We start from the raw sequence: 23,578 nt of genomic DNA on the forward strand, positions 1-23,578 counted from the left end.
GGCCGGAACGCAAACGTTCCGTGATCGGCGGGCGGGGCGTCCTTCGGGGCGCCCCGCCGCTTCTCACCCTCCGGGCGAAAGGCAGCGTCCTCGAGATGAGCGACGTCCGGCGTGAGCCGTCTTTTCTTTTCGCGCGCGCGCGCGCGACAAGGAATGCGTGCGTCGCCGCCCTGCTCGCCTGGTCCCCCGCCTTCGCCCAGACGCCCCCCGGCACGACGATCGTCAACATCGCCACGGCGTCGGTGGGCGCACAGCGCTTCGCGTCGAACGCCGCGTCGACGCGGGTGGCGCCGACGTTCTCGCTCCAGGCGGTCCGGCTCCAGGTCGGACCCTCGGGCACGGTGCTTCCCGGCCAGCGCCTGACCTACACGCTCGCGGCGACCAATGCTTCGAACGCCCCGCTCACCGCGGTCCGGCTCGAGCTCCCGCTCGACGACGATCTCCGGATCGCGAGCCCCGCCGTCGGGCCGCAGCGCGCCTACGACGCGGCGACCCGCTCGGCTTGGTGGGTGGTGGACGCGCTCGCCCCGGGGGCGAGCGTGAGCTTCACGGTCGACGCCGTCGTCCGCGAAGACGCGCCGCCGGAGACGCGCGTGGAGCTCGTGGGCCGGGCGCTCGCGGCGGAGGTCGCGGAGCCGGTGCTCTCGAACCCCGTGCTGAGCATCGTGCTCCCGCCCCTGGTCGCGGTCGAAAAGCGCGTCGATCGCGCGACCGCGATTCCCGGCGAAGCGGTCGGCTACACGATCCTCGCGCGCCACACCGGAACGTCCCCCGATCTCCCCGAGGCGACGCTCCTCGATACCCTCCCCGAGCAGCTCCGCTACGTGCCGGGCTCCCTTCGCGTGGACGGCGCGGCCGTCGGCGAGCCCGCGATCGACGCGGCGGGGCACGAGTTGCGCGTCCCGGTCGGGCCGCTCCCCCCAGGGGGGGTGCGCGTGGTGCGGCTGGCGGCGCGCGTCGCCGCCACCGCCCGCGCGGGCGAGGCCCTGAACCGGGCCCAGGTGCTCGCCCGCACCGCCGGCGGCTTCGACACCGCCTCGAACGTCGCGAGCGCGGCGATCGCGGTCGTGCCGGGGCCGTTCCGTCAGGAGGCGCACCTGGTCGGCAGGGTCTTCGTCGACGACGACGACGACGGCGAGCCGGATCCGGGTGAGCCCGGCGTGCCGGGAGTGCTCGTCGTCGCGGAGGACGGCCGGGGCGCGGTGACGGACATCACCGGCCAGTGGCATCTCGAGGGCGTCCGCGCCGGAACCCACGTGGTGCGGCTGGACCGATCGACGCTGCCGGAGACGCTGCTCCCCGTCGACGGCGGCGCCGACTGGGGCTCCGACCGCGGCTCGCGGATCGTCGTCGCCCGCACCGCGTCGCTCGCGATCGCGGACCTTCCCGTCGGGCCGCCGGGGTCGGCACGATGCCGCGTCGCCTCGGGAGACGCGGTTCTGACCCTCCCGGCGGCGAGCCTGCTCGACGCCCAGGGCGGTGCGTCCCGCACGGTCGACGTGCACCTCGAACAGGCGGCGCAGTACCTCCTCGATACCGGCGGGCGATCGCCGGACGCGATCGTGGTCGGTTGCCCGGGGTTCGAGCGGAGCGCGCCGGGAATCCGTTCGCGGCTGCGTGAGCTCGTGGCCCGGCGCGCCGGCGTCGCGGCTCCGGCGCCGGAGCCGTCCGCGCCGTCTCCGTCGCCGGAACCCGCGAAGGACCCGCTCGAACGCGTCGTTCGGGAGTCGCCGCCGGTCGTGGCGATCGTGTCCCCCGCCGACGGCCACCGTGCCGGTGGCTCGCAGCTCGCGGTCGAGGTCGCCTATCCCGTGGGGAGCCGACCGGTCCTCGAGGTGAACGGCGTCGAGGTCCCGACGAGCCGCATCGGCGCCACCTCGACGCTCCCCTCCCGAGGACTCGCCGCCTCGCGATACGTCGGCGTGTCGTTGGTTCCCGGGCCGAACCTCCTCCGCTTCCATGCCGACGGTGCGGAGGGATCCGTCGAGCGCACGGTTCACGTCCCCGGTCCCGTCGCGGCGCTGAGACTCTCTCCGCCGGAGACGCGGTGGCTCGCCGACGGCGTGACCCCGGGAAGGGTCCGCGTCGAAGCCGTCGACGCCGGGGGGATGCGCGTCGCCGAGTCCCCCGTCGTGACCGTGGAGATCGACGGCGCTCGCCCGCTCGCGCCGGACGCCGACCCCGGGGCCGACGGCTGGCAGATCGCGCTCGAGCAGGGTGCGGCCGCCCTCGATCTCGCGCCACGGACCTTTCCGGGACGGGTCGACCTTCGCGCCCGTCGCGACGAGTTGGAGGCGGAGATCCTCGTCGAGGTCCTCCCCGCCGGCGGCGCCTGGCGCCTCGTCGGCCTCGCCGAGGCGCGGGTCGCCGGCGACGGCGGCGTCGAGGGAGAAGGGGGAGTTCCCCCGGGCCCCGACGCGGAGGCGCTCGGAAGCGACGCTCGCCTCGCCGTCCTCGCGCGGGGGCCGATCGGGCGGGACGCCCGTCTCACGGTGTCCCTCGACACCGCCCGCCGGCGCGACACGACGCGCCTGTTCGGCGGGTTCGAGCCCGACCGGTTCTTCCCGGTCTACGGCGACTCCTCGATCGAGAGCCGCGAGACCGAACGCCAGGGACCGTTGTTCGTCCGCGTCGACGCACCGAGCGGATTCGCGCAGCTGGGCGACTTCGAGACCGGCTTCGAGAGGACCGAGCTCGCCCGCTACGACCGTCGACTCAGCGGCGCTTCGGGGCGCGGACGGTTCGGACGATTCGAGATCGAGGGGTTCGCGGCGCCGACCGAGCAGACCGTCGTGCGCGATCTCTTCGCCCCGGACGGCACCTCGGGGCCATACCTTCTGTCCCAGCGTCCGGTGATCGCCCGCTCGGAGCGGATCGTGATCGAGACCCGCGACCGTTACCGGGAGGACGTCGTGCTCGCGCGCCGCCAGCTCGTCGTCGACCTCGACTACGACCTCGACCCGGAGGCGGGGACGATCCTGTTCCGCGGGCCCGTCGCACCCTTCGACGGCGATCTGAACCCGATTCGGGTCGTGGTGCTCTACGAGCTCGACGGGGCGTCGCCCTCGAAGCTCGTGGCAGGCGGTCGCGTCACCTTCCGCCCCGACGATCGCCTGGATGCCGGCGTCTCGCTCGTGCACGAGGACCGTCTGGGCGGCGCACTCGACCTCTGGGGGCTCGATCTCGCTTGGCGCCCCCTCCCCGGGACGAGCGTGCGCGCGGAAGTCGCCGGCACGGATGACGCCGGATCCACCGCCACCGCGACACGGCTCGAGGCGCGTGGGCGGACGCCGAACCACCTGACGTGGGAGGTCGCCTGGCGCGATCTCCCCGCCGGATACGCGAACCCGACGCTCCTGGCGGCGCCGGAGGTCGGCTCGCGCCGCCTGGGGGGGAGCCTCCTGTGGGACCCCGGGCGGGCCTGGCGCGTCAAGGCGGAGGCGTTCTCGCAGCAGGACCTCGAGACCGACCGCTCGCGATCCGTGGCGTTCGTGCAGACCGAACGTCGCTTCGACCGGATGACGCTCCTCGGAGGCCTCCACGCCGTCGACTCCGAGGAGGGAGGGACCTCGTCCCGGGCGACGCTCGCGGAAGCCGGCATCCGCGGCCGCCTCGGGCGTCGGCTCACCGCGGAGATCTCGCGGCGCGAGGCGCTGGGCGGAGAAACGACCGAGGGTTACGGCCCCCGCACGCTCGCCGGACTCGCTTACGACCTCGCCGAAGGACGGCGCCTGTTCCTGCGTCATGAGGCGGAGTCGGGGGACGGCCAGACCCGCGACCGCACCGCGCTCGGGGTCGAGACGCGCATCGGTGCGAACACGAAGGCGACGGCACGCTACGAGATGCAGGGCGGGGCGTCCGGCACGGCGCTCCGTTCGGCGACGGGGATCGAGACCGTCCTCCCGCTGCGCCCGGGCCTGTCCCTCCAGCTCGCCGCCTCACGCGTCGATACGACGCGCGGCGACGATGCGTCGGACTTCACGACGCTCGCCGCGGGCATCGAGCGTCGGGCGGGAGATTCGCTGCTCTCGGCGCGATGGGAGACGAGCCTGCAGTCGTTGGAGACGCGCCACGTCGCGACCGTCTCCGGGGCGTTCCGCGCGGGCCCGTCGTGGATGGTGTTCGCGCGCGAGCGGCTCTTCGCCTCCTCGCCGGAGCGCGGGGATCGCGCGGCGCGAGCGGAGGGACTCTGGGGCGCCGCGTACCGCCCGTTCGCGGGGCGGTGGCAGGCGCTCTTGCGACTCGATCACATCACCTCGGGCGGCACTCCCACGACCGCGGGGGCCATCCTCGGGTCGCCGCCGCCGGCGGCGACCCCGCCGGGACTCGGCACCGATCCTTCGAGGTCGTCGCTCGGGCCGGATCTCCAGACGATCGTCGCGGCCCTGGGCGTCCGGGCGTCGTCGCGCCAACGCCTGGCCGGGACGGTGGCGCTCCGGCGGGTGGACGCGGAGCCTTCGATCCACGTCGGCTCGAGCCTGACGACATTGCTGGGCCTCCACTACACCGCGGAGGTGCATCCTCGGTGGACGCTCGGCGCCTCCGCGCGGCACTTCGCGCAACGCGACACGCGGACTTCCTCGTTCGGCGCGGGGGTGGAGGCGGGATATCTCGTCGTCCGGAACCTCTGGGTGCTCGGCGGATGGAACGTGCTCGGATTCCGGGACGACGGATTCTCCGACCTGGACCGGACCGATCGCGGACCGTTCGTCGCGCTGCGGTTCAAGTTCGACGAACGGACGATCGAGGCGCTACAGGACTGGCGATTGGATCGACCCCACGGCGGGGTTACGGCGCGACGCTGAGTCTGCCGTCCTCCGGCCGAATCGAACGGCTCTCGTTCTCGTAGAGGAAGCTCTCGATCGCCCGCCGGTCCTCCGCACCGAACCGCTCGAACTCGACCCCCATCCCGGGCACCTGGAGGTCGCGTCCGGAGGCGGCGTCCTGGAGCGGCACCGCGCGGACCACCCGCCCGATGACGTGGACGTTGCCGACGGCATTCGGGAGCGGAAACGAGATCGCGCAGCGCATGCCGATCTCGATGGGCGCGGGGGTCGAAACGAACAGGCCGCTGGGCGAGAGGTCCTTCGTGTACCCGAGCAGCAGCGGCTCCGAGCCGTCGAGGTAGACCGGCGTGCGAAGCGGCACGCGCGGCCGGCGCGTGTAACACCAGACGCGGTTGCGGCCGAGCTCGCGCGCTTCCCGCAGCGCGTCCTCGGCTCGGGCCAGCAGATCCGAGGGGCCGTCCGCGTCGGCGGGGAACGTCGCGGCCCCGAGGCTGAGGGTGAGCCGAAGGCCTCCCTCGGACGCACCCGGGTGAAGGAACCGGAATCGTTCGACGGTCGAGCGGAGACGCGCAGCGATCTGCCGGGCGCTGCCGCGGCCGATCCCGGACAGGATCAATCCGAAGTCGTCGCCGCCCAGCCGCGCGATCAGATCCTCGTCGCGCACGGTCGCCCGGAGGATCCCGGCGATCTTGCAGAGGACGGCGTTCTCCGCTTCACGACCGAAACGATCCCCCACCTTCCGGAGATGATCGACGTCGGCGAGGATCACCGCGAGCGGGCGCGCGTTCCTCGCGGCGACGCGAAGGTCCGCGTCGAGCCGCTCCAGGAAGCTCTCGCGCGTCGCGAGCCCCGTGAGCGCGTCGGTCGGCTCGGCCGGATCGGCGGGGCCCTCGGTGGCGGCGAGCACGCGGTGGATGACGACGGTGACGCGGTCCCCGGCGCCGGGGGTCCGGAACGCGGAGGCCTCCACGTCGAGAAGCCGACCGTCGGCGCATCGCACGCGAAGCTCGAGAGGGAGGATCCCGGAGCGCCGGCGCAGGGACTCGATGTCGAAGGTCAACGGCGTGCGGCGCCCCCCCTCCTCGACGATGCACAGCGAACGGCCTTCGACGCGATCGCGGCCCACCACCTCGGCCGCCGACCAGCCGGTCACGCGCTCGAGCCGCTCGTCGAACCCGAGGATCGTCCCGTGAGCATCGACGATCAGGGACCCGGAATCCGAGGTCCGTGCCCTGTAGCCGTCCGCAACGCTTCGCTCCCCCATCGTCCCCTCCTCAACCACCCCATTAGATACCTACTGGGGTGCTCGCGTTTTGCAATCTAGTTTTCATTTATGTCATAGGCAACTCCATGGAGAACGAATTTGTAAATCCATCCATGCAGGGGTGGGTGGACAAAGTGGGCGGTTTTCGATATCCCGCCTCCTCCACGGAGCCGTCAGGAGGAACCATGGCGTCCACCGACCCCGTTTTCCTCGAGAAGCTGGCCCAAGTTCCGCAAATTCTCGCCGAGCTGAACCTCGACGCCTGGCTGATCTTCGTTCGCGAGACCTCCGCCGTCCACGACCCTTCGCTCGACGTGGTGGTCGGGACCCAGGTGACGTGGCCGTCGGCGTTCCTGCTGACCCGGACGGGTGAGCGGTACGCGATCGTCGGGAGCCTCGACCGCGCCAATCTCGAAAGCCTCGGCCTGTGGCCGGAGATCACCGGCTACGTCGGCGGCATCACGGACGATCTGCGGCGGCTGCTGTCCCGCCTCGATCCGCGAACGATCGCGATCAACGTCTCCGAGGACGACCCCACGGCGGACGGGCTCACCGTCGGCATGCACCGCATCCTCCTGAAGGCCCTCGACGGAACCCCGTATGGCGATCGTCTGACCTCGTCGGGAGCCCTCATCGCCTCGCTGCGGGGACGCAAGACCGCGCTCGAGCGCGAACGGATCCGCCGGGCGTGCCGGACGACGACGGACATCTTCGCCGCGGTCACGCCCAAACTGAGGCCCGGGATGACCGAGCGGGAGTTCGCCGCCACGATCGTCGAGGCGATGCACCGGGCGGGAGCCACCGAGACCGCGTGGGATCCCGAACAATGTCCTGCCGTATTCACCGGTCCCGACTCGGCGGGCGCCCACGCCGGGCCCACGGATCGCCGCATCGAGCGAGGCCACATCGTCAACGTCGACTTCGGCGTCCGCCAGGACGGATACTGCTCCGACCTGCAACGGACCTGGTACGTACTGCGCGACGGGGAGGAGCATGCCCCCGACGCCGTCCAGCGAGGCTTCGACACCATCCTGGAATCGATCCGCGCCGGGGCCCGCGCCATGCGACCCGGGAAGACCGGTGCGGAGATCGACGACGTCGTCCGCGGTTACGTCACCGCCCGCGGCTACGACGAATACCCGCACGGCACCGGTCATCCCATCGGCCGCGTCGCGCACGACGGCGGCGGGGGGCTGCTTCCCCGCTGGGAGCGTTACGGCGCGACGCCTTTCGTGCCCCTCGAGGTGGGCCAGTGCTACACGATCGAGCCCCGCCTGACGGTGCCGGGGCACGGCATCGCCACGTGCGAGGACATCGTCGTCGTCGAGGAGGACGGCGCTCGGTTCCTGTCCGAGTCGCAGGAAAGGTTGTGGCTCGTGCGATGACGCCCGCTGCGGTCGAGGCCCTGGAGGGCGCGTTGCGCCTGCGCAACCGGTTCGCGGGCGTCGGCGAGTACCCCGATCCCGCGCGGTATTTCGACGAGGGTGGCTTCGCCTCGGCCGCCGCCGCGTGCGCGGAGGCGAACCGCGACCTGTTGCGGTTCCTCCTTCCGGACGACGACGTTCGCCCCGCGGACGTCCGACTCGATTCCACGAGCCGGGACGTCGAGACCTGGTCGTTCCGCTCGCCGCAGCCTCCCGGAGGCTCCGAGGACCGCGTGGTGGTTCGCGTGCATCGGGGCCCGGGGGGGAAGGTCCCGGCGCCCGCGATCCTCTTCCACCATCCGCTCTACCAGAAGCGGTGGGAGGCGTGGGACTGGTTCCTCGCCCCGCTGCGCGAGCGTGCACCCGTCGCGATGATGGCGGCGCCCTTCCATTTCCGCCGCACGCCCCGCGGCGAGTTCTCCGGCGAGGGGTACGTCAATCCGAACCCGTGGCGGCTGTACTCCGCGGTCCGGCAGTGGACCCGCGACCACGCGGCGACACGCGTCTTCCTCGAGCAGACCCTGGGCTTGCGCACCGGCGGGGTGGTCGGCTTCAGCCTCGGAGCCTTCCAGTCGCTCCTGCTCGGCGCGGCGGGGGGGCTCGAGCTTCCGATCGTGTCGATCGCCTGCACGAACCGTTACGGCTACGGCGTCTTCAACAGCCCGATCGCGCGCGGCCTGCGGGACGCGTTGACGCGGCTGGGAATCGATCGCGAGAGCTTCGAGCGGTCGGTCGACGCGATGCAGCTGGAACGATGGGCCCCGAGGTTGCGGGACCGGCCGGTCCTCTGATCGCCGGCCGGCACGATCGCGTCGACCCGCCGCCCTCGAGCGAGCGTCTCGAGGCGGCGCTCCGCCCCGCACGCTCGCTTCACGTCGACGCGGGTCACGCCACCCTGGTGCTCTACCGCGCGGTGGTGGGCGAGGCGATGGTCTCGTTCTTCGAGTCGGTCGGCGTCATCTCCCCGAGGGGAACACGACCACCGCGACGCCGCGGTGCACGGTGAGCCGGATGAGCTGACCGGTCACGTTGCTCAGGCCCACGGAGCCGGGCTTGAGGCGCCGCCGGGTGAGCGCCCAGCGTGGCCCGACGAGGCTGACGACCGCGGCCGCGCCGACCGGGAACAGCGAGAGGGAGCGTCCACGCACCGTCCGCGCGCGGAACCCGCGCGCGGTCACGATCACCACGCCGCGCCGGCTCGGCGCGATCACCCCCGCGAATCCGGAGGCGTGGGCGCCGAGCTCCTGCACGTTCGCCCACTCGTGGTCGAGCCGCCCGCCGAGAAGCCCCGCAACGACGAGAACCTGCACGCGGCGGCGGCGCATCTCGCGAAGCGCTCCCGCCAGGTCGCTGAAGTCCTTGTCCTCGGCGTAGACGACCGACGGGACCGAGCGAGGCACGCGCCGCGTGGAGTCCGCGTCGCCGACGTAGAGGTCGGGCGGGCGGCCGGCCGCCCGACAGGTGTTCCAGCCGCCGTCGACGGCGACGAGCAGACAGCGGTCGGTGAAAAACGCGGCGAGGGCGGAAGCGCGTCGGAGGTCTTCCCGTGTGGAGCCCTCGAGCACGAGGACCGCACCGCGGACGCCGCCGTGCCGACGAATCCCCGTGAACTCGATCTGCGGCCGCGCCGACCACGCCGTCATTCCGTGCTTCCCCCCGCGCGACGGAGAAGGAAAGCACGCGCGCGAGTCGGAGTCAACGGAAACGACGGGAGCCCGAAAAAGCGAAGGCCCCGGACGAACCGGGGCCGCTCGAGGATGTCGATTGGGAAGGGAGTTCAGGCGACGCGGACGACGTTATCGGCCTGCGGTCCCTTGGGACCGTCCTTGATCTCGAACTCGACTTCCTGGCCCTCGTCGAGGGTCTTGTATCCGTCGGCTCGGATCGCGGAATAGTGAACGAAGACGTCGGGACCGTCCTCCCGCGCGATGAAACCGTACCCCTTCGTGTTGTTGAACCACTTCACTCGACCTCTGGCCACGGCCGGTACCTCCTTGGAACGAGCGGCGAGAGTCTAAAGGCTCGTTCCGGCAGCGGCAAGGTGCGTGTGGCTCCCGTTCAGTTGGCGGTTTCGGAGGACACCGCCGCCTCGTCCTCGGTCTCCTCGGGAACGACCGGCGGCACGAGCGAGGCCTCCGGGATCGGCCTCGTCCGGAGCGCCGTGCCGAAGACGAGATCCAGAACGGCGTCGATCTCCTGGACGAAGTGGAAGGTCAACGCCTCTTTCACGGAGGCGGAGACGTCCTCCAGGTCCTTCGCGTTCTTGTCGGGGAGAATGACGCGCCGGATCCCGGCGGACTTCGCGGCGATGACCTTCTCCTTGATGCCGCCCACCGGAAGCACCTTGCCGCGCAGGGTGATCTCGCCGGTCATCGCGAGATCACTCGGCGCCGGGAGCCCCGTGAGGAGCGAGACGAGGGAGACCGTGAGCGTGACGCCCGCGGACGGCCCGTCCTTGGGCGTCGCGCCGGCGGGAACGTGAATGTGGAAGTCGCTCGACTCGAACAGGTTCTCGTCCACGCCGATGGCCTGGCTGTTCGTGCGGATCCAGGAAAGCGCCGCCATCGCGGACTCCCGCATGACGTCGCCGAGCCTTCCCGTGATCGTGACCTTTCCCTTGCCCTTCATGCGCGTCGACTCGACGAAGAGGATCTCGCCGCCCACCTGGGTCCAGGCGAGGCCCACCGCCACCCCGCTCCGGTCCGTCCGCTCGGCGAGCTCCCGGAAGAACTTCTCGGGGCCGAGCAGCTCGGCCACGAGCGTCTCGTCGACCACGAACGGCCCCGTCTGCCCCTCGGCCACCTTCCGCGCGATCTTCCGGCAGACGTTGGCGATCTCGCGGTCGAGGTTGCGGACGCCCGCCTCTCGCGTGTAGTCGGCGACGATCTTCGCGAGCGCGCCTTCCGTGAACGTCACCTGATCGGGCTTGAGTCCGTGGTCGTCGATCTGGCGGCGGACGACGTGGGCCTTCGCGATCTCGAGCTTCTCCTCCTCCGTGTATCCCGGGAGGCGGAGGATCTCCATCCGGTCCCGAAGCGGGGGCGGAATCGTGTCGAGCATGTTCGCCGTCGTCACGAAGAAGACCTTGCTGAGGTCGAACGGCACCTCGAGGTAATGGTCGGAGAAGGAGAAGTTCTGCTCCGGGTCGAGGACCTCGAGCAACGCCGACGAAGGATGGCCGCGGAAGTCCGTGCCGACCTTGTCGATCTCGTCGAGGACGATGACCGGGTTCTTGGTCCCGGCGCGCTTGATCCCCTGGATGATGCGGCCCGGAAGCGATCCGATGTACGTGCGACGGTGTCCCCGGATCTCCGCCTCGTCGCGGATGCCGCCGAGCGAGATGCGGCCGAACTTCCGCCCCATCGCGCGGGCGATCGACTTTCCGAGGGAGGTCTTCCCGACGCCGGGAGGGCCGGCCAGGCACAGGATCGGGCCCTTGAGGTCCTTCTTCAACGATCGCACCGCCAGGTACTCGAGGATCCGGTCCTTCACCTTCTCGAGGTCGTAGTGGTCCTCGTCGAGGATCGCTCGCGCTTCGTGGATGTCGAGCTTGTCCTCGGTCTCGACCGACCACGGCAACGTCACCAGCCAGTCGAGGTAGGTGCGCGCGACCGTGTATTCCGCCGCCTGCGGCGGCATCTTGCTCAGCCGGTCGAGCTCTTTCTCCGCGGCCTTGCGGGCCTCCTCGGGCATCCCCGCGGCCTCGATCTTCTTGCGGAACTCGTCGATCTCCTGCTGCCGGTCGTCGTCCTCGCCGAGCTCCTTCTGGATCGCCTTCATCTGCTCGCGCAGGTAGTACTGCCGCTGGGTCTTGCCGACCTCGTCGGCCACCTGCGATTGGATGCGGCTCGAGATCTCCTGCAGCTCGACCTCGCGCGTGACCGTCTCGACGAGCTTCTGGATCCGGTCCTTGACGTTGGCGCGCTCGAGCAGGCCGATCTTCTCCTCGACGGAGATGTTCAGGACCGACGCCGCGAGGTCGCTGAGCCTCGCCGGGTCGCCCGCGCCCGCGGACAGCACCATCTCGCCGAGGTCGTTCGAGATGTTCGGCGAGATCTGCACGAGCTTCTGGAACTGGTTGATCAGGCTTCGGACGTGGGCCTCGAGCTCGACGCCCGACTCGACGACGTCGTCGAGGACGCTGATCGAGGCCTTGATGAACGGCTCGGTCGCCGTGAACCGGTCCACGCGCGCACGCCCGAGCCCCTGGATGATCAGGTTGACGTTGTTCCCGTTGAGCCGGACCACCTTCAGGATGCGCGCGACCGCCCCCACGCGGTACATGCCGGAGGGGTCGGGATCGTCCTCGGCCGGGTTGCGCTGTGAGACGACCGCGATGAGCTTGTTCTCGGCGACGACGTCGTCGAGGAGGTTGAGCGTCTTCCTCCGGCCCACGGAGATCGGCATGATCGCGTGCGGGAACAACACGCTGTTGCGAAGGGGGAGAACGCCGATCTCGGCCGGGATGCTCAGGTTTTCCATGCGACCTCGCCGCCGATGCGAGCCCTGAGAGGGCCCCTCCGGCACGCCGATGCTACGCCAGGGACGCGGGAATAGTAGGCGTCCCTGCGGCCGACGGCCAACCGCGGGGACGCCCGGCTCGAACGCTCGAGGATCTCAAGCGGTGCGGATTTCCACCCGCTTGGGCTTCGACGCCTCGGACTTGGGAAGCTGGATCTCGAGGACGCCGTCGCGGTAGCTGGCCGCGATCCTGCCGGCGTCCACGGTCGTGGGAAGCGTGAAGCTGCGCGTGAAGTTGCCGTGCTGGCGCTCCAGGCGATGGCTCGTCGCGCGGGCGAGGATCTCGTCGCGCCGCCTTTCACCCGTGAGGGTGAGCACCCCGTTCTCGATGCGCAGGTCGATGTCCTCCTTGCGCATCCCGGGAAGCTCCGCCCGCAGGTAGAGCGTGTCGTCCTTCTCGAAGATGTCGACGGGGGGCACCCACGTCCCGTAGGGCTCCCCCTCGCGCGCGAGCGCCGAAGGCTCGGCGAGCATGCGGTTGAGCCGGTCGGACATGGTGACGAGCTCACGGAAAGGATCCCAACGCACCAAGGTCATCGTCCTCACCTCCTCGCGGCCTGCTGCGCCGCGACGCGCAAGGCTTTAAGACGGTGCCGGAGGGGTGTCAAGGCGACGGTCAGTCGTACAGGCGCTGGTGCTGGGAGGCGGCGAGCTGATCCGGAACGGGCCGGTAGTCGAGCGGCTCGAGCGAAAACGAGCCGCGCCCCTGCGTGCTCGACCGGAGCAGGGTCAGGTAGCCGAACATCTCGCCGATCGGGACGACACCCCGCACGACGACCGCGCTCCGCGAGAATCCCGTGTCCTCGACGACGGCGCGACGCTGGTTGAGCGTCTTCACCACCGCGCCGAGAAAATCCTCCGGGACGCGAACCTCGAGGCGACCGTACGGCTCGAGCACGACGCCCCCGACCCGGCGCAGCACGTCGCGGAACGCGAGGCTCGTCGCGGAGTTGAGCGCGATCTCGGGCTGACCCACGTCGTCGAACACGGCCTCCACCAGACGAAGGCGGACGCCGGTGACGGGGTAGCCGAAGACCCCGCCGCCGTCGGCGGCGTTGCGAAGGCTGTCCACGAGCCCGGCGACCATGGCGGCAGGCACGGCGCCGTGGGCGAGCGCGCTCTCGGCGACGACGGACGCCCCCGGCTCGGGGAGCGGCTCGACCTCGATCGCGACCCGTGCGAAGAGGTTCTCGCCGCCGACCTGCCGGCGATACTCGGCCTCGCCGCGCGATCCGGCGCGCACCGTCTCGCGGAACGAGACGCGGGGTTTCCCCGACGCGAGGGAGAGTCCGAAGTCCCTCGCGAGCCTCCCGAGCGTCACGTCGAGGTGGAGCTCTCCCATGCCGGAGAGCAGCAATTGCCCCGTCTCCGGGTCGACCGAGGACCGCAGGGTCGGATCCTCGCGCTGCACGCGGGCGAGGATCTCGGACAGCCGGTCCCGATCCGCGCTCGAGCGCGGCTCGACCGCCACCGACACGACGGTGGAGGGGAACTGGATCGGCTCGAGGAGCACCGGCGCCGCCTCGTCGCAGAGGGTGTCGCCGGTCTGGGACCGGTGCAGCGCCGCGACCGCGACGATATCCCCCGCCTCGAGGACCTCGACCGGCTCCCCGCGATCCGCGTGCATGCGCAAGACGCGCCGCAGCCGCTCCCGCTCGCCCGTCCTCGGGTTGAACGCACGCTCCCCCGCGGGGAGCCGCCCGGAGTACACGCGCAGATAGAAGAGATCCGCCGAGGGGGTCGCCACCACCTTGAAGACGAGAGCGGAGAACGGGGCCTTGGGCGAGCACGGGCGGTCGAGCGGCGCCCCGGTCCTGGGGTCGTGGCCGGTGAGCGGCGGGACGTCGACGGGGGACGGGAGCAGCGCGCAGACCGCGTCGAGCAGCGGCTGGACGCCGAGGTTCCGGAGCGAGGCGCCGCAGTAGACCGGGACGGCCGTGCGGGCGATCGTGGCGGCGCGCGCCGCCGCGGTCAGCGCGTCGGCGGAAACCTCCGCCTCGGCGAGGAACAGCTCGGCGAGCGGATCGTGGACCTCGGCGAGGGACTCGATCGCCTCCTGACGGCGACGCCTGGCCTCGTCGAGCAGGCGATCGGGAACCGGGCCGGCGACGACGTCCCTTCCGAGGGTGGCCGCGTCGAAGGTGAGGTATCGCATGCCCACGACGTCGACGATGCCGCGCAGCGTCTCCGCCGCTCCGTCGGGAAACTGGAGGGGAACCGCCCGCGCCCGAAGCCGCTCGCGCATCGAGAGGACCGCGGCGTCGAAGTCGGCGCCGACGCGGTCCATCTTGTTGACGAACGCGATGCGCGGGACGTGGTAACGGTCGGCCTGGTGCCAGACCGTCTCCGATTGGGGCTCGACGCCCTCGACGCCGTCGAAGATCACGACCGCGCCGTCGAGCACGCGCAGGGCGCGCTCGACCTCGGCGGTGAAGTCGACGTGCCCGGGCGTGTCGATGAGCTGGATCTCGTGGTCTTTCCAGTAGAGCGTCGTCGCCGCGGCGGAGATCGTGATGCCTCGGTCGCGCTCGTCCGGACGGAAGTCCATCACGGCCTGGCCGTCGTGGACCTCGCCCATCCGGTGGCTGCGGCCGGTGTAGAAGATGAACCGCTCGGTGGTCGTCGTCTTGCCCGCATCGATGTGGGCGACGATCCCGATGTTGCGGACGCGTTCGATCGGAAGGGTGGGCATCGGGCCTTCAGTTCACGTAGCGGCCGCCGTCCCCGCCGGCGCCGCGGTCGTCGTCGCCGGGCTCCCGTGCCTGGCGGTCGCGTTCTTCCTCGATGGCGCGGAGGATCTCCTCCTCCTCGGGGATCCGCACGTTGTGGATCGAGCCGAGCAGGAGCACCCCCTGGCCGACCATCGCCGGATCCTCGTCGAGCCAGTCGCGCAGCGGGTCGATCAGCTCCTCCGCGCCGAAGAGGCTCACCCATTCCGCGCTCGTGCCGGGGCCCACCTCCTCCATGAACCAGTCGAGGTTGGCCACGACCGCCTCGTAGGCGTCGCGCGTCCCGAGGTCGCACAGGAGGACGAGCAGACTGTGGGCGGACTCGACGTCCACGGTCCCGCCCTCGATCTTCGCGCGGGCCGGCGCGACGACGGCCTCCCCCATCTTGCCGAGGGCGCGCTCCGCGGCGCCGTACACGTACGAGTTCTCGTCGGACAGGTACTCCATGACCTCGGGGATGAAGTGCACGGAGCGCAATTCGCCGAGCGTCTCGAGGGCGACCACCTTCGGGAAGAACGGCCCCTGCGCCTCGAGCATGCGCAGGCACCAGTCCTGGGCCTTGGACGCGCGCGCGTCGTCGCCGCGGCACAGCACCGCGATCGCCGGCGGGAGGTCCGGGAGCACGAAGGCCGTCTCGAGCTCCGCGAGGCGGAGCAGCTTGTCCAGGTCCCCGCGCGCGCGCTTGAGCGCGAGCTCGGCGTTGACGTACCGCGCGACGGCGAAGGCCGCGGACAGCTGGAAGCCCACGACCCACTGCTGGAACTGGTGGCCGAGGCGCTCGGCGTCCTGCAGGAGGTCCGCCTTCACGAAGGCCTCGACCGCGGCGGCGATGCGGCCGGGAAGGCCGTCCTCGGGGTCGCGAGGCAGGCGCGAGATCGCCTCGAGGGTCCATTCGGCGATGCCGCGCACGATCTCCGCGTGGCCGCCGGTGCGGAACCGTTGCGCGATCCCGCGGATCGTCGGCTCCCCCATCGCGGCCAGGATGTCCGAGTCGTAGGCGGAGTCGACCGCCTTGATCGTCTTGCGCAGCTCGATCCGTCCCGACGGCCCCGTCCGGAAGCACCAGCCCGCGTCGTCGATCTGCAGCGATTCCATCAGGGTCCGGAACCCCTCGCCCGCGTTCTGCGCGCCACGCCACTGCAGGGCCATGTGGAACCGGCGCAACACGTCGGCGATCTCGTGGGAGTCCGCGACCTTCATCGCGCCTCCGAGCGCCGCGGGCTCGGTGAGCAGCTCGACCTTGCGCGTCGTGAACTCACGCACGAGCGCGCGGGCCTCGGGGGTCCCGAACTCCGCCAGCGCCTCGACGATCAGCCCGAGCGACGGAGCGTTGAGGTCGCCGCGGGGGAACGCCGAGGCGGCGACGTCGACGGTCCCCGGGTACCCCAGGCGCGCGAGCGCCTGCAGGCACTGGCCCGGCACCACCCCGCGCAGCAGCTTGAACGCCCGGAGGAGGATCGCGTGGTGGCGCGCATCGCCGTGCTCGCCGAGGTGACGGGCCACCAGCGAAGGCGTCGCTTCGTGGTCGTCGAGCAGGAACGGCGCGATGGCGTCCGAGCACCGCTCGGGAAAATGGCGGATCAGGCGGTCGACGCCCCAGTAACGGACCTCCGCGTCCTCCCACTTGGTGAACCGGACGAGTTCGTCGAAGTCCCAGATGCGTTCGGACACGTCGGCTCCCCGCCCCCGAGAAAGAGCGGGGATTCTATCACCCGGTGTAGGCGTCCATGATTGCGGCCCCGACGATGCTCCGGTCCCACGCGAGCAGCGCCGCGACCGCCGGGTCGGCCGCAAGCCCCGCGTCGGCCGCCAGGGGGGCGGACATCGTCGCGAGCGCGAGGTCCGCGAGGGTGAGCCCGCCCCCGAGCAGGTGCGCGCGGCCCGCCAAGCGGTCGACGGCCAGGCGCGCGGCGCCTTTCGCCGCGACGAGATCGAGCGCGTGGCGGGAGGCGGAGATCCGGAAGCGCCGCACGACGACGCGACGCGCGAGCCGCTCCTGCAGCGCCCGCCGCCAGGCCGGGAGGTCCGGGAAGAACATCCGTCCGAGAAGTCCCGGGCGCGAGAGCACGTGGAAGTAGGCGATCCGGCGCGACATCGCCATGAAGCGCTCGTCGGCCCAGTCCTCGAGGACCAGGCACTCCGCCCGGAGCGCCGGGTCCCGCGGAAGCAGCGCCGGCTCGGGGAACCGCTGCTCGAGGTGGAGCAGGATCGCGGTCGAGTCGGAGACGGCCCGACCGCCGTCGAGGAGCACGGGGACGAGCCCCTGGCCCGAGGCGCGGCGCGGGCTCCGGCGATCCGCCGGCGGGATGTTCTCGACGGCGTAAGGGATCCCTTTGCGCTCGAGCGCCAGCCGGACCTTGATGCAGTTGTGGCTGAACGGAATCTGGATGAGGCGGATCTCAGACACGATAGTGGCACCCCATGCTTCGCTTGTTCTCCCAGGCGGCCTGCGCCACGACGGCGGCCGTCCGGACGGCATTACGCAGGCCGACGAGACCGTCCGTCATCCGGGCGCGGCGGTAGAACCGTTCGACCTCCCACTCGAGGCTGCGCAGCTCGTGCAACGCGCGCTCGAGCCGGGGGGTCGTTCGCACCAGCCCGACGTAATTCCACATGATGTGCTGGATCGACGACATGTCCTGGGCGACGAGCGCGGGGTCGGGGCGCTCGCGTCCGGCGTCGCGCCACGGGGGGATCTCGCCGGCGTCGGGAGGCGGCGCGGACGTAAGCGTGCGCTCGACGTCCGCAGCCGCGCGGCATCCCCAGACCACGCCCTCGAGAAGCGACGTCGAGGCCAGCCGGTTCGCCCCGTGCACGCCGCTGCACGCCACCTCCCCCACGGCGTACAGGTCGCGGATCGTGGTGCGCCCCCATGCGTCGACCCAGACGCCGCCGCAGGCGTAGTGCGCCGCGGGCACCACCGGCACGAGGTCCTTCGTGACGTCGGTACCGTAGGCGAGCAGGTCGCGGTGGATCGTCGGGAAGTGCTCGAGGATGCGCTCGCGCGGGATGTAGCTCCGCAGGTCGAGGAAGACGTTCGGCACGCCGTGCTCGAGCATCTCCTGGTGGATGCCGCGCGCGACGACGTCGCGGGGGGCGAGATCGCGCCACTCGGGGTCGTAACGCTGCATGAACGGCTGCCCCGCCGCGTCGGTGAGGCGCGCGCCGTCCCCGCGCACCGCCTCCGAGATCAGCAGCCGCGGCGCGTGCGGGTGGAAGAACGTCGTCGGGTGGAACTGGATGAACTCCGCGTTGATGACGCGCGCTCCCGCGCGGACCGCCATCGCGAGACCGTCGCCGCGCGCTCCGGCGGGATTGGTCGTCCGCAGGAAGATCTGACCGAGCCCGCCCGTCGCGAGCACCGTCTTGCGCGCGACGCAGCGCACGACGCGATCGCCGTCCCGCTCCAGCAGGTACGCCCCGATCGCCTTCGGAGGGTCGTAGACGTGGAGCCGGTTCGACGCGTGGTGCGAAGGGGTGAGCAGGTCGACCGCGGTGTGCGACGTCAGCAGCCTCACGTTGCGGTGCGCGCGGAGGGCCCCGACCAGCGCCTCCTCGATCGCGCGTCCGGTGAAGTCGGCCGCGTGGAGGATGCGCGGGAGCGTGTGCCCGCCTTCGCGTGCGAGCGCGAGCCCCCCGCGGTCGTCCCGGTCGAACGGGACCTCGAGGCGCTCGAGGAGGACCTCGCGGACCCGGTCGGCGCCCTCGCTCGCCAGGATCGCCACCGCCTCGGGGTTGCAGTGCCCGGCCCCGGCGCGCGCGACGTCCTCGGCGAGCTTCTCGGCCGAGTCGTCATGCCCCCGGTAGATGATCCCACCCTGCGCCCAGATCGTGTTGCTCTCCCCGGGATCCGCCGCCCGCGTCGCGACCACCACCGGGATCCCCGCGTCGGCGAGGCGCAACGCGGTCACGCCGCCGGCGATGCCGCTTCCGAGGACGAGGACTTCGGCTTCGACGAGCTCGGCCATCGCGCGGTCAGCCGATCGCGATCATGCGCTCGAGGGCGAGCGCCGCGCGGGTCCGGATCGGCTCGGGGACCTCGATCCGCCAGCGGTCGTTCCGGAGCGAGGCGAGGGTGTCCTCGAGGGTGATCTCGTTCATGTGCGGACACCGGATGCTGCAGTAACGGAGCATCTCCTTCGCCGGGTTCGCCGCCGCGATGTTGTCCCCCATCGAGCACTCGGTGAGCAGGAGGTAGGACGGTGCGTTCGATTCGGCGACCCGGCGCGCCATCGCCGTCGTCGACGCGGAGAAATCCGACGCGGCGACGACCTCGGGGCTGCACTCGGGATGCGCGAGGACGAGGACGCCGGGGAACTGCCGGCGCGCCGCCTCGACGTCGGCGACCGTGAAGCGCTCGTGGACCTCGCAGCGTCCCCTCCAGCCGATCATCTGGACGTCGAGGTCGCCCGCGACCGGTCCGCCGTCCCGCGACGGGAAGACGATGTGCTTGCCGGTCTCGCGGGCGACGTTGCGCGCGAGGTACTCGTCGGGAAGGAAGATCACCGTGTCCGTGTGGAGCGATTCGACGACCGCCACGGCGTTCGAGGAGGTGCAGCACACGTCGCTCTCGGCCTTGACGTCGGCGTAGGTGTTCACGTACGAGACGACCGGCACGCCGGGGAAACGCGCCTTCAGCGCCCGCACGTCGGCGGCGGTGATGCTCGCCGCGAGCGAGCAGCCTGCCTTCTCGGCGGGAAGGAGCACGGTGCGGGACGGGTTGAGGATCTTCGCCGTTTCCGCCATGAAGCGCACCCCGCAGAAGACGATCACGTCGGCCTCGGCCTTCGCGGCGCGCCGCGACAGCTCGAGGGAGTCCCCCGTGATGTCGCAGATCGAATGGAACAGCGCCGGCTCCATGTAGTTGTGGCCGAGGATGACGGCGTTGCGACGGCGCTTCTCGTCGAGGATCGCCGCGGCGACGACGGCCTTCTCGCGAAGCTCGACGTCGGGGACGACCCGGTGGAGCCGGGCGTGGAGCTGCTCGTACATGGCCTGCGGGGTCATGGGCCCTCCGGCGGGGAAGATAGCCCACCCCGACCCGTGTAGCATGCGCGGCGTGATCTGGGTGGTCGGCGACGTCCACGGCTGCGTGCGGGCCTTCGAGCGGTTGGTCCGCGAGATCCGGCTCGATCCCGAGCGGGACGCCTTGTGGTCCGCGGGCGACCTCGTGAACACCGGCCCCCACTCCCTGGAGACGCTGCGCCTCTGGCGGGACCTCGGCGGCCGGGCCGTCCTGGGGAACCACGACATCTACGCCCTGCGGGCGTTTGCGGGGGCGGTCCCCCGGCATCACGACCGGCTCGACGGGCTGTTCGCCGCCCCCGACGCGGGGGAGCTCCTCGCGCACCTGCGCGCGCAGCCGCTGTTCGTCCGGCTCGGGCCGGAGGTCGTCCTCGTGCACGCGGGACTGCACCCGCGCTGGGACGACCCGGAGAAGCTCCTCACGACCACCGGGCCGCACGACGACGCGTGGCTCGCGCGCGAGGAGACGACCTTCGCGACCCGCGTCCGCTGCTGCACCGAGGACGGGACCCGCACGAAACATGTCGGCCCACCTGCGGACTGCCCTCCCCCGTTCCGGGCGTGGGACTCGTTCTACCGGGGGAACGACCTCGTCGTGCACGGGCATTGGGCGTGGCGGGGGTACCACCGGTCCGGGCGCGTCCTCGGCCTCGACTCCGGTTGCGTGTACGGCGGGGAGCTGACGGCGTGGTGCGTCGAAGAGGATCGGGTCGTTCGGACGGAGGGGGGTCAGACCTGACCCCCCTCCTCGTCAGACCCTCCGAATGTACTCGAAATCGATCGGCTGCCCCTTGATCCCGCGTTCGGGCTTCGCGATCCAGTGGGCCATCTTGCCGCGCTCGAGGACGGGGAGCATGAGGCTCTTCACGTAGGTCTTGTCGGACTCGGTGGGGAGCCAGTCGTACTTCCGGCGCTCCCACGTCTCCTTGGAGATGGGGTTCCCCTCCGGGTCGAAGTGGTGACCGCGGTAGATCCCCATCGCGCGGTTGAAGCGCCGGTGCGGGAGCTTGACGGTGAAGTTCACCCCCTGGTCGGCGATGATCTTGTTCCAGCGGTCCACGCCGCGCTGGTTGTCGTCGATGTAGGCGTCGCGCAGGACCTCGTTCATCGCGTTGCGCAGCGGAACCTCGCGGTCCGTGACGCGGCCGTCCTCGTAGACCGGGACGTGGTACGTCGCGTTGAGGGCGACGTGGTCCTCGAACTTCTCCTCGTGCTCGCGCCCCTTGAGCCCCGCGGCGAAGTACTCCGCCGCGTTCGACGAGATCTCCCCGCCGAACAGGTCGAGCGACGACGAGTACCAGAAGTTGACGTACTTCTGGATGAGATCCAGGCCGATCCCTCCCTGCGCGCGCGCGTCCTCGTTCTTGTCGCTCTTCATGAGCTCGCAGGCCCGCTGGATGACGCGACCCACGCCCGTCTCGCCGACGAACATGTGGTGCGCCTCCTCGGTGAGCATGAAGCGCGTCGTGCGCGCGAGCGGGTCGAAGCCGCTCTCCGCCAGGGCGAGCAGCTGGTACTTCCCGTCCCGGTCGGTGAACATCGTGAACATGTAGAACGACAGCCAGTCCTCGATCGGCTCGTTGAACGTCGAGAGGATGCGCGGCTTGTCGGTGTACCCGGACCGCCGCTCGAGCAGCTCGTCCGCCTCCTCGCGCCCGTCGCGCCCGAAGTAGGCGTGCAGCAGGTACACCATCGCCCACAGGTGGCGCCCCTCCTCGACGTTCACCTGGAAGAGGTTCCGGCAGTCGTATTGCGAAGGGGCGCTGTCGCACAGCAGACGCTGCTGCTCCACCGACGCGGGCTCGGTGTCCCCCTGCGTCACGATGATGCGCCGGAGCTGGTTCCGGAACTCGCCGGGGACCTCCTGCCACGCCGGGTTCCCGAAGAAGTCGCCGAAGCCGATCCGGCGGTCGTGCTCGGGCGGGGTCAGGAAGATCCCCCACTTGTAGTCGGGCATCTTCACGTAGTCGAAGTGCGCCCACCCCTTGGCGTCGACCGAGATCGCGGTGCGCAGGTAGATCTCGTCGACCTGGTAGTCGGCGGGCCCCGCGTCCGACCACCACTTCAGGTAGTTCGGCTGCCACTTCTCGAGCGCGCGCAGGAGCTTCTTGTCCTGCGAGAGGTTCACGTTGTTGGGGATCTTCTCGAAGAGCTGCATCACGTCCTCCTGAAGTCGAACGTCGGACGCTCCGGCTTTCCGTAGAGCGTGAGGGCGCCCCGCTCCCCGACGGCGTTGGGGCGCTGGAAGATCCAGTTCTGCCACGCGGTGAGCCTTCCGAAGATCTTGGAGTCGCCGTTCTCGGTCCCGGCGAAGCGCAGGCTCGCCTCCATCCCGGTGAGCGCGTCGGGGCTGAGCGACGAGCGCTCCTCCGTCGCGACCCGCACCTCGTCCTCCCAGTCGATCGCGTCGGCGACGATCGTGACGAGCCCGGCCTCCGAGGCCTCCCCGGGGTCGTAACCGCGCGGCCGTTCGAGCAGCGCCGCGGCCCGCCCCGGCTCCCCGAGGAACCGGACCTCCAGGCGCGAGGGGCCGTGGGTCATCGGGTAGGTCCCGCCGTTGAGCGGCGAGAGGTGGATCGCGGTCGGCCGCTCCTCGTCGTCGAGCATGTAGGACCGGTCGGCGGCCAGCGCGAGCTCGAACAGCGTCCCTGCGAAACACGAGCCCGGCTCGATCATCGCGAAGAACGACTTCGCGGTGAGATCCACCCGGCGCAACACGCGGGCGATCAGCAGCCGCACCTCGTTCACGAACCAGTCGCCGCGCAACGCGTCGAGCGTGGCGTCGAGCGCGAGGACCGCCTCGGCGCTTCCCTGCGTCCGCAGGAGCACGAGGCCGATCTCGTCCTCGTTGTGCCGCAGGTGCAGGAGCGCCTCGTCCAGCTCCCGGAAGGCCTGCATCGGCCACCACGAGGCGCCCAGCGCGCGGATCGCGGCCGCGTCGGCGGGGAGGTCGGCCGGCGGACCCTGCAGGGTCAGGGTCGCGACCCGCCGCTCACGGTCGAGGTCGAGGCGCACGTGCGTCCAGACGATCGCGTCCCCCTCGCGGCGCGAGGCGATCGGCGTGAGGGCGACCCCCTTCGCCGCGCGGGCCGGTGAGGCCGCGGCGAGCGCCTTCGCCCGGCGATCGACGACTTCGGCGAAGCGGCTGCGCGGTGCGACCTCGTCGACGAGGTTCCACTCGACCGCGCGTTTCCCCTTGATCCCCTCGGCGAGCGTGCAGAAGACGTCCGCGAGGTCTCGGCGCACCTTGCGCTTGTCGACGAGGCGCGTGAGGCCGCCGGTCCCGGGGAGCACGCCGAGCAGCGGCACCTCGGGGAGGCTCACCGCGGAGTTTCCGTCGTCCACGAGCACCATCGCGTCGCAGGCGAGGGCGAGCTCGTACCCGCCCCCGGCGCAGGTCCCGTTGAGCGCGGCGAGGTATTTCTGGCCGCTCCCCGACGACGCGTCCTCGATGGAGATGCGCGTCTCGTTGGTGAACTTGCAGAAGTTCACCTTGAAGCCGTGGCCGGAGCTTCCGAGCATGAAGATGTTCGCGCCGGCGCAGAAGATCCGTTCCTGGATCGACGTCACCACCACGCACCGCACCTCGGGGTGCTCGAAGCGCAGGCGCTGGACGGCGTCGGCGAGCTCGATGTCCACGCCGAGGTCGTAGGAGTTGAGCTTGAGCTTGTACCCGGGGCGCAAGCCGGCGTCCTCGTCGACCGCCATCGTCAGGCGGGCGATCTCCCCCTCGAACGCGAGCTTCCAGTGTTTGTAGGTGCTCGGGTGGCGCCCGAAGGTCACCGGTTCGTGCTTGACCTGCGTTTCCAACGTTCCTCCTCGAGCGCG

The 23,578-nt window shown here is 71.1% G+C and carries 16 protein-coding genes; 4 read left to right on the forward strand and 12 right to left on the reverse strand.

Annotation, left to right across the window (positions count from 1 at the left end; translation table 11 throughout):
* Window positions 1-95: 95 nt before the first annotated feature.
* The gene (locus tag VF139_17270; protein ID HEX6853149.1) at window positions 96-4,805 is read left to right on the forward strand and encodes a hypothetical protein; all 4,710 of its coding nucleotides are present in this window, start codon (window positions 96-98) and stop codon (window positions 4,803-4,805) included.
* Here the strand turns inward: VF139_17270 and VF139_17275 are convergent.
* Window positions 4,789-6,051 carry a diguanylate cyclase gene (locus tag VF139_17275; protein HEX6853150.1) on the reverse strand — a complete coding sequence of 421 codons (1,263 nt, stop codon included), beginning with the start codon at window positions 6,049-6,051 and terminating at the stop codon, window positions 4,789-4,791. The two genes, VF139_17270 and VF139_17275, sit on opposite strands and share 17 nt — an antisense overlap.
* 185 nt (window positions 6,052-6,236) lie before the next feature.
* Here VF139_17275 and VF139_17280 point away from each other — a divergent pair, with 185 nt between their 5' ends.
* Window positions 6,237-7,436 (forward strand): M24 family metallopeptidase, encoded by a 1,200-nt coding sequence (locus tag VF139_17280; protein ID HEX6853151.1) that lies wholly within the window; start codon window positions 6,237-6,239, stop codon window positions 7,434-7,436.
* Entirely contained in the window at window positions 7,433-8,266 is an 834-nt protein-coding gene (locus tag VF139_17285; GenBank protein ID HEX6853152.1) for a hypothetical protein, read from the forward strand. Before VF139_17280 ends, VF139_17285 begins: the two co-directional genes overlap by 4 nt.
* Window positions 8,267-8,431: 165 nt before the next feature.
* Here VF139_17285 and VF139_17290 read toward each other — a convergent pair whose 3' ends face one another.
* From VF139_17290 to nadA, 9 genes are all read right to left on the reverse strand, one after another.
* Window positions 8,432-9,118 (reverse strand): thiamine diphosphokinase, encoded by a 687-nt coding sequence (locus VF139_17290; GenBank protein ID HEX6853153.1) that lies wholly within the window; start codon window positions 9,116-9,118, stop codon window positions 8,432-8,434.
* Window positions 9,119-9,252: 134 nt separating this feature from the next.
* On the reverse strand, window positions 9,253-9,456 hold the full coding sequence (locus VF139_17295; GenBank protein ID HEX6853154.1) for a cold-shock protein: 204 nt from the start codon (window positions 9,454-9,456) through the stop codon (window positions 9,253-9,255).
* Between the two features lie 77 nt (window positions 9,457-9,533).
* Window positions 9,534-11,957 carry an endopeptidase La gene (gene lon / locus VF139_17300; GenBank protein ID HEX6853155.1) on the reverse strand — a complete coding sequence of 808 codons (2,424 nt, stop codon included), beginning with the start codon at window positions 11,955-11,957 and terminating at the stop codon, window positions 9,534-9,536.
* Window positions 11,958-12,092: 135 nt separating this feature from the next.
* Window positions 12,093-12,533, reverse strand: a complete 441-nt coding sequence (locus VF139_17305; protein HEX6853156.1) for an Hsp20/alpha crystallin family protein — start codon at window positions 12,531-12,533, stop codon at window positions 12,093-12,095.
* Between the two features lie 79 nt (window positions 12,534-12,612).
* The gene (gene fusA, locus VF139_17310; GenBank protein HEX6853157.1) at window positions 12,613-14,688 is read right to left on the reverse strand and encodes an elongation factor G; all 2,076 of its coding nucleotides are present in this window, start codon (window positions 14,686-14,688) and stop codon (window positions 12,613-12,615) included.
* A 7-nt stretch (window positions 14,689-14,695) separates the two neighbouring features.
* Window positions 14,696-16,396: a hypothetical protein gene (locus tag VF139_17315; protein HEX6853158.1), complete on the reverse strand. Its 1,701-nt coding sequence runs from the start codon at window positions 16,394-16,396 to the stop codon at window positions 14,696-14,698.
* Window positions 16,397-16,433: 37 nt separating this feature from the next.
* Window positions 16,434-17,132 (reverse strand): glutathione S-transferase family protein, encoded by a 699-nt coding sequence (locus tag VF139_17320; GenBank protein HEX6853159.1) that lies wholly within the window; start codon window positions 17,130-17,132, stop codon window positions 16,434-16,436.
* Entirely contained in the window at window positions 17,125-18,693 is a 1,569-nt protein-coding gene (nadB, locus tag VF139_17325) for an L-aspartate oxidase (protein ID HEX6853160.1), read from the reverse strand. Before nadB ends, VF139_17320 begins: the two co-directional genes overlap by 8 nt.
* 7 nt (window positions 18,694-18,700) lie before the next feature.
* Entirely contained in the window at window positions 18,701-19,732 is a 1,032-nt protein-coding gene (nadA, locus tag VF139_17330) for a quinolinate synthase NadA (GenBank protein HEX6853161.1), read from the reverse strand.
* Window positions 19,733-19,784: 52 nt separating this feature from the next.
* Here nadA and VF139_17335 point away from each other — a divergent pair, with 52 nt between their 5' ends.
* On the forward strand, window positions 19,785-20,489 hold the full coding sequence (locus VF139_17335) for a metallophosphoesterase (GenBank protein HEX6853162.1): 705 nt from the start codon (window positions 19,785-19,787) through the stop codon (window positions 20,487-20,489).
* Between the two features lie 12 nt (window positions 20,490-20,501).
* On the opposite strand, the gene boxB is transcribed toward VF139_17335, so the two are convergent.
* Together boxB and boxC are read right to left on the reverse strand one after the other, a co-directional pair.
* Window positions 20,502-21,908, reverse strand: a complete 1,407-nt coding sequence (boxB, locus tag VF139_17340; GenBank protein HEX6853163.1) for a benzoyl-CoA 2,3-epoxidase subunit BoxB — start codon at window positions 21,906-21,908, stop codon at window positions 20,502-20,504.
* Window positions 21,908-23,560, reverse strand: a complete 1,653-nt coding sequence (gene boxC, locus VF139_17345; protein ID HEX6853164.1) for a 2,3-epoxybenzoyl-CoA dihydrolase — start codon at window positions 23,558-23,560, stop codon at window positions 21,908-21,910. Before boxC ends, boxB begins: the two co-directional genes overlap by 1 nt.
* Window positions 23,561-23,578: the final 18 nt, after the last annotated feature.

The sequence above is a fragment of the Candidatus Polarisedimenticolaceae bacterium genome, from assembly GCA_036376135.1.
GTDB lineage: Bacteria > Acidobacteriota > Polarisedimenticolia > Polarisedimenticolales > DASRJG01 > DASVAW01.